The organism is Microcoleus sp. B13-B6, from assembly GCF_036705405.1.
In the GTDB taxonomy this organism is placed as follows: domain Bacteria; phylum Cyanobacteriota; class Cyanobacteriia; order Cyanobacteriales; family Microcoleaceae; genus Microcoleus.
Genome location: NZ_JAUBUJ010000043.1, coordinates 59,000 through 64,663 on the forward strand (window position 1 = coordinate 59,000; position 5,664 = coordinate 64,663).

Consider the following 5,664-nt stretch of genomic DNA (forward strand, 5'->3'; position numbering starts at 1 on the left):
TCGGTAGGGGAAGGGGAGTTGCGCTGCCGGGAACTGTGGGGGCAATTACAAATGAGCTTCGCCCTAGGGTTCTGCTGTCTACTCCAGGCAATACTGCTAAAAAGTCGCCGCTGACGCCGTTGCGAATAATCGTACTGCCGGCTTTCGTCTCAGTGCTTTGGAAGATTACCAAATCTTCAAACTTGAGGTCGCCGGTTAACCCGATTAAATCTTCGCCTTGGCGAAAGTCTGTGAAAATGTCGGCATCGGCGATATCGGGGCCGCCTGTGGTGAGAAATGCCGGGTTAGTGCCGTCGCTGCTGCCGCTGGGGGAACTGAAGGCGCCGATAACGAAGACATCTCTGCCTTCGCCTCCTGCGATTATGTCTTTGCCTGCTTCGCCCCAAAGAACGTCGTTGCCAGCACCGCCGTCCACGATGTCATCACCGTCGCCGCCGAATACGATGTCGTCGCCGTCGCCGGAAAAAAATGTGTCCCCGCCGGCGTTTCCGTATAGCCAGTCGCCTCCTTCGTTGCCAAATAGCAAGTCTTCGCCGTCGCCACCGAAGAGCGAGTCGTTGCCTTGGTCGCCCCACAGGATGTCGTCGCCTCGATCGCCCAAAAAGCTATCGTCGCCAGAACCCCCACGCAAGCTGTCGCTGCCTTTTCCCCCATAACCCGTGTCTCTGCCTTCGCCTCCGATTACCGTGTCGTTGGCGTCATTGCCGTACAGCAGGTCAGGGTTATTTGCCCCGTCGAGGCAGTCGTTGCCTTTGCCTCCGTACACGGTATCGAGTCCTGAACCGCCGTCGAGAACGTCGTTCCCTGGCGCGCCGAACAGCACGTCGTCATCATCGCCCCCGAATACTAAATCGTCACCGTCGGCTCCTTGGAGGTTGTCGTTGCCTTGCAGCCCGGAAATCACGTCGGGCCCGGGACTGCCAACTAAGGAGTCGTTGGTTTCTGTGCCGCGGACTACGCCGCCGATGATTCCGGGCGAGGTACCTTGGCCTCCGCCCCCTGTGTCGTCTATGTCGCCAATTGTGTCGTCCCCGGAGGGAGGTGTTGGAGGTGTTGGAGGTGGTGCTGGGGTTGGAGGTGTTGGCGGCGTCGGAGGTGGTTCTGGTGTTGGAGGTGGTTCTGGTGTTGGAGGTGGTTCTGGTGTTGGTGTTGGTGGTATAATTACTGCTGGCACTGCACTTGGCATTATTTTGGCTCCTTTAAACGACGACGATCCCGATTAACTTTAAGAACTGATTAGTATCAGTTTGTTGCCACAAATCTGGCTTAAAATTGATTAATAACCCCATCATTTCTAACATACTAAATCAAAACTGCAACGGCTATAGATATTTTTTAAGCGGGGCATCTTTTGATATCAAAATATTAATGATTGCACGTTTTGATGCCTAGGTTGGGTATACTTTAATATCGCGCCACTTCGATATATAACCTAGAATTCCGGCTGGGAGTCAGCCCAGTGTATTTATCCAGAAGCCGAATAAATAAAAATCTTCGCCGTCAGAATTTTTTCTTTCCGAATGTCGAAGGCTGAATACAGATGTGCCCCTTGCCAGCAGAAGCCGACTGTCTTATGCTGACTGCTGACAAGAAACAGAGCTGTTAATTAGGGGCAGAAGCGGCCCGGTTTGTTCTTGTCCACTGACGGATAGTTCGCTGTGGCAAAGGTAAAGCAGGGAACAGCGACTTAACAAATCTAGCAGAATTCGCCGCAGCCGCTGTTGGTCTGCCGCCGTTTCCTCTTCGGTTTCCCAGGGGCGCCCCAGTTGCGATCGCAAAAATAAGGGAGCACCAAACAATGTCGCCGCACCACCACTCAGCCACAGGGGCGAGCCGGCATCCAGCCAAAAGTGCCATTTGTGGGCGCGGCGGCTGCTGCGGTACTGGAAAATGTTGGCGAGGGTGACGGCCCTGGCTGCTGGGCCTTCGGGACGCACTGGAAAGGGGTTGGCGGTGACGGTTCCTTGGCGCAACAACTGGATGAACCGGGCGATCGTTTCTGAGTCGCCGCCGTTTGTGGGTTCTACGCGCTGCATTCGCCCGTTGATTTCCCAGTAGTGGGTGGCGGTTTCCATTAACTCGCGCAGGGCTGCTAGCCGATCGTAGGGCAGGTATCTGTCGTTCATGAGAAATTTCTGGATTGCTCGATCGAGTAGGGCAATTGGACTCGGCAACAGCCGCTCCTGCTGTTGCGATCGCTGTTGTTCGATCCACTCCACAATGCGATCGTAGGCCCTGGCTGCTCGGTGTCCCACTCTGTCCCACCGGGGAAAGGCTGTAATGGGCAGCAATTGAGGTCGATCGATATCTGGGCAAAAACAGTGATCGGCGATTAAACCGGCTCTCACTTGGTCGATCGATTTTTGATTGTGAATTTGAGATTTTAGATTGAACGTCGAGTTGGAATCTTCTGTTTCCAATGAACTGTGTTTCTGGCTGCCCAACACTACCAGCATTTCGGCTGCGCCGTCTCGATCGACTAAACGGCCGAGTCCGGGATAAACTAAGGCTAACAAAGTCAGTAAAGCTCGAATCTCTGGGGTAGCCGAGAGGGGACGCTGATCGTTGAGAGATACGGCGGCGATATTATGTCGCGCCAGAATTTCCGTTAAACTGTAACGGGCGATCGCATCCATCCCAGGGGCAATTACGGCGATTTCCTGGGGTTCCACGGCTTGTGACTTCACCGCATCCACGATGATTTCGGCGGTTTCTCGCAGCAGTTGAGCCCGGGAAGTGGTTTGGAGCGATCGAACTTTACCGGGCAAACTCAAGCCTAAAGGATAAAAGCCCTCAGTATTAACTGCTAAACTTACCGCTAAATCTCCAATCTCTGGGGCTAAACCGGCTTTTGCGTCCAAATTTACCACGCTTTGACAGTGGCTTTCGAGTCTGGCTAGGTATTCCGTATCAGCCCCCAAGCCCAAACGCACTCCTCCATCTGGGTTGTAGGAGAACGCCCCCGCCGCACCGAAGTCGAGCATTCGATCGAACAAATGGCCACTGATCGCGGGATAATCGTCAACATCGTCTGCGATCGCAGCTTGATATCTAGAGGCCAAATGCTGCTGGTAGGTGGCATCCGGCAACAAATAGCGCCAGTAGAGTTCGCAAACAATCCCGTAAGTCAGGAGCCCCCGCGTCAAGCACCACTCCCGCCACCTTTCCAGCAAATCTCCCATGCTAGTCCACAGGTTGTTCGAGCCGCTGTCACCAGCAAATCCCTGTTCCAGAATGCTGGGAATCTCTTCTCTCGGCGTACCGCTGACAGCAGCAAGTTGTAATAAGTCTAGTGTTCGACGCACCATTCGGTTTGGACTGACCCCTGTTTTTTGCAAAATCCCTTCGTCTAGTTCGCGACGCCAGAGTCTCGCGGCAAGTTCCAGTTCTGTTTCAGGTTGCAGCCGCAGGGGAAATTGAGCCCTCAAATCCAGCGACTGAACTAGCAGTGGCCAAAATAGCAATACCTCCTGCTCAAAAAAACCGAAGGGTGTTGTGGAGTGAAAGGTATATTTTCCTTCGGTAGCGACGGCGATGCGATCGGCCAATTCTAGCCGGTTGTCTCCGTTAGCTGCTAAGACTAAAATTGCTGGGGCAGTTTGTCCAGCCCGCCGCCGCCCGGAACTAGATCGCCCTGAAACTGTTGTGGGCAAAGGCTTGACCGTTTTGCTCCAAATGCAGAACTGCTCGACTAAACGAGTGGTTTTACCGCTGCGGGCAGATCCGACAATCCAAATTGAATCCGAGACCTCGGTTCCCAATTTATGTAAATTTGTTACCATACTGTGAATACTTTAATCACTAATGTCTACAGCCAACTAACCAGCTTTAGCTATGAATACTTCTCCGTGGTACAGGATTGTAAAATATCTCTACAGCCTTCACCAATGGTATCGAGAAACGCCTGAGAGGGCTCTCGAACAGGCCTACGATGCTGCGTTAGCAATTAAGGCGATCGAAGACGAGCATTTTGGCGGTCAAGCAATCTCCGATCGTTCGGGAGAATACGGACAAAGCACCCTGTCTTACTTTAAATCCGAGCTGCAAAAATACCTCAAGGTCATCCAAACCCGAATGGTTGAGTTTAATGCTAGCCGTTCTTTTTTGGAACTGCCGGAGCGAGTGGGGGTCCAACCGAAAACGGGGCACAGCGCGGATCATCACCAGCACGGATTACATCTCAACAATAAAGATACAGCCTCCCTTATATTTGAGAAGCTAGAGTTTATTGATGGAGTCATCGACAAGTATATTAATAATAGTAGATCGACGGCAATTGTTCCGGTTGTCAGTTCAGTAAATCTGCAGACCAAATCTACAACAAATAGCAGCTCTCCACCGGGTCCAAAAAATAAAGGTTCAGCTAATTCTGTTCAAATTCACGATGGTGAGGTTGACACTAACTATGAAGAAGTGAATTTATTACCGCGATCGCTTCTGGGAACTTTGAATCGAATTACTAAAGATTTAGACCCTGGAGCTGAAAAAGAAGTAGTTAAGAATTTTCGCAATTCCAAAGTAAAAACAATTATTTCTCTGAGATTTATTTTGCTTTTGATTTTAGTTCCGCTGTTGACGAATCAAATTGCAAAAAACTTTTTAGTCGGCCCGGTAGTTGACCATTTTAGAGGCAAAGAAAATGCTCCACTTTTCATAAATGTTAACCTGGAAGAAGAAGCATTCCAAGAACTGGAGAGATTTGAGCAACACCTCAAATTTGAAAGGTTAATAGGCATTGCTCCGTCGCTTTCTTTAGAGGAAACGGAAAAGAAGATTGCCGAGAAAGCAGTTGAACTAGCGGAGGAATACCGATCTGAAAGTGGGGGAGCTATTAAAAATATTTTTGCTGATTTGATTTCCTGCATGGCATTTGCCGCGATTATCGTCACTAACAAGAAAGAGATTGAGATTTTAAAGTCTTTCATGGACGATGTGATTTACGGCCTCAGCGACAGTGCGAAAGCTTTCGTAATTATTTTGTTTACAGATGTGTTTGTCGGATTCCACTCGCCTCATGGTTGGGAAGTAATTCTCGAAGGTTTATCGAGGCATTTGGGACTGCCAGAAAATAGGCAGTTCATATTTTTGTTCATTGCAACGTTTCCAGTTATCTTGGATACGGTATTTAAGTATTGGATATTCCGTTATTTAAACCGGAGTTCGCCTTCGGCTGTTGCTACGTACAAGAATATGAACGAGTAATCAGAGGCGAAGGAAGTTCGGCAACGGATTATGTAGCGGATGTAACTGATGTAACGGATGTAACTGATGTAACGGATGTCAGGAAGTTCGGCAACGGATTCTGTAGCGGATGTAGCGGATGTAACGGAAGAAGAAAAAAAGATTTAATAATGGCAATGGTTTCAGCGATTAAGAACGTCCTCAGTAGGATCTCCACTGCACAGAGAGTGGCTTACCCATAGCGCATAAAACTATTTATTTTTTGCGTCAGGAGTGGTTGAATTAAGTCGATATACTTAAGCTGTTGGGCCTCTAAATTTTATTTTTGGGCGGGTTTTCGCGCGCACCACACAATAATTTTATCAAACTTGACTGTCCTAATGGCTCGGCTCAGGAAGCGTAAAATTTAGGATCGCGAATTAAATAACTTACAATTTTAATTGTTATTGTGGGATGGGCGTCCCGCCCGTCCTTTTTGGACGG

General features: G+C 49.6%; 3 protein-coding genes. 1 reads left to right on the plus strand and 2 read right to left on the minus strand.

From position 1 onward, the window contains the following. The coding region (locus QUB35_RS19750) for a calcium-binding protein (RefSeq protein ID WP_333143467.1) at positions 1-1,186 on the minus strand (1,186 nt) is incomplete at its 3' end. A 385-nt stretch (positions 1,187-1,571) separates the two neighbouring features. Beyond that, complete coding sequence (locus QUB35_RS19755; protein ID WP_333143468.1) at positions 1,572-3,782, minus strand: recombinase family protein; 2,211 nt, start codon at positions 3,780-3,782, stop codon at positions 1,572-1,574. 52 nt (positions 3,783-3,834) lie between these two features. On the opposite strand from QUB35_RS19755, the gene QUB35_RS19760 reads away from it, so the two are divergent. Continuing rightward, a complete protein-coding gene (locus QUB35_RS19760) occupies positions 3,835-5,202 on the plus strand; it encodes a proton extrusion protein PcxA (RefSeq protein WP_333143469.1) in 1,368 nt (455 codons plus the stop codon). The last annotated feature ends 462 nt before the right edge of the window (positions 5,203-5,664 follow it).

Bases quoted from the DNA above. Each gene is read 5' to 3' on its own strand.
- QUB35_RS19755 (WP_333143468.1), bottom strand. From the start codon at position 3,782: ATGGTAACAAATTTACATAAATTGGGAACCGAGGTCTCGGATTCAATT.
- QUB35_RS19760 (WP_333143469.1), top strand. From the start codon at position 3,835: ATGAATACTTCTCCGTGGTACAGGATTGTAAAATATCTCTACAGCCTT.